The sequence below is a fragment of the Streptoalloteichus tenebrarius genome, assembly GCF_024171885.1.
GTDB classification, from domain to species: domain Bacteria; phylum Actinomycetota; class Actinomycetes; order Mycobacteriales; family Pseudonocardiaceae; genus Streptoalloteichus; species Streptoalloteichus tenebrarius.
This window is the reverse complement of the sequence record NZ_JAMTCP010000096.1, coordinates 1-1,369: the sequence shown is the minus strand read 5'-3', so window position 1 is coordinate 1,369 and position 1,369 is coordinate 1. Positions and strand designations below refer to the sequence as shown.

Genomic DNA, 1,369 nt, shown 5'->3' with positions numbered 1-1,369 from the left:
GCTTCCCTTCTGGCAGCCCTGACGCTCACCGCATGTTCTCCGTCCGTCGCCGGAGACGCACCTCCGACGACACCCAGCTTCTCGGCCGGTGCCAGTTCGGGCGCGGGCGGCGCCCCTCGGGTTCCGCAGGCGTTGGATACGTCCAAGTATCAGCAGGATCCGTGCTCGATGCTGGGGGTGGCCCAGCTACAGGCTCTGAACATCAGCGCGACTGGAAAGCCTCGCAGCGCCTCGACAGGTCCTGCCTGTGATTGGTCGGACGACAACGGGCCATCGAAAATGTTTCTCACCCTGACGTTGGTGACCAAGGGCGATGGTATGGCCGGCCTCTACAGTCGGCAGAAGAACTTCCAGCTGTTCCAGCCCCTTCCTCCGATCGAGGGGTACCCGGCGGTGCTGGCGGACCAAGTCGACAGCCGTAAAGCAGGCAGCTGCACGGCGGTCGTTGCCGTCACGGACCAGCTTGTCTACATGACGCAGGTGCAACTCCGAAGCGGTGCGCACAAGTCAGATGACTATTCTGACCCCTGTCCGCGGACCCAGAAGATCGCCACCGAGGTCTTGAAGAATATGAAGGCGGGCGGCTGAGGTGTGTCGAGGGGAAAGACCAATGGCTCGGGGAAGAGTGGTGTTGCCCGCTTCCTTGTTGGCGGGTTTGCTGCTGACCAGCTGCTCCTTCTCGACCGCCGGTGAGGCCGGCCCCACGAATGGGTCGGGTGGAGCGGGTGGAAGCACCACGAGCGTGGATTCCGACAGTGCGCCTCGGGTCTCCCGACCGTTGAGCACGGAGAAGTTTCAGCAGGACCCGTGCGGCGTGTTGTCTCCCGCCCAGCTTCGCGCGTTGAACATCAGCAAGCCTGGCGAGCCGAGCAGCGCGGCCCACGGTCCGAGCTGCGTTTGGCGTGACAGCGATGGCACGTCGAAGATGTCGTTGTTCGGAACGTTTATCGTCAAGGGTGACGGTCTTCCTGGTCTCTACGCCAGGCGTGGTGCGTTCAAAGTGTTCGAGCCGCTTGAGATCGATGGGCGGCCCGCAGTGATCGCAAACCACTCTGATGATTTCCGTAGCAAGGGGAAGTGCGACATCAGCGTCGGCCTGACCGATCAGCTCGTCTACGAAGTCCAGTTGGCGTTCAACACGGGTGTCGAGAAGCCTGCTGACTTCAACAATCCGTGTGGTCGCGCGCAGACCGTCGCCGCCGAGATGATCAAGACGATGAAGGCGGGCGGTTGAGATGTGCCGGGCGCGAGGAGTAGTGGCTCGGGAACGTGCCGTGGTGTCCGCTTCCCTTCTGGCAGCCCTGACGCTCACCGCATGTTCTCCGTCCGTCGCCGGAGACGCACCTCCGACGACACCCAGCTTCTCGGC

The 1,369-nt window shown here is 63.1% G+C and carries 2 protein-coding genes; both read left to right on the top strand.

All coding sequences use genetic code 11. The annotated features are described in order from the left end of the window. A partial coding sequence (locus tag LX15_RS32075; protein WP_253674912.1) for a DUF3558 domain-containing protein occupies positions 1 to 588 on the top strand: 588 nt, incomplete at its 5' end. Between the two features lie 22 nt (positions 589 to 610). Next, positions 611 to 1,234 carry a DUF3558 domain-containing protein gene (locus LX15_RS32070; protein ID WP_253674911.1) on the top strand — a complete coding sequence of 208 codons (624 nt, stop codon included), beginning with the start codon at positions 611 to 613 and terminating at the stop codon, positions 1,232 to 1,234. The last annotated feature ends 135 nt before the right edge of the window (positions 1,235 to 1,369 follow it).

Excerpts from the sequence above, each read along its gene's own strand:
- LX15_RS32070 (WP_253674911.1), top strand. The coding sequence starts at position 611 with ATGGCTCGGGGAAGAGTGGTGTTGCCCGCTTCCTTGTTGGCGGGTTTG.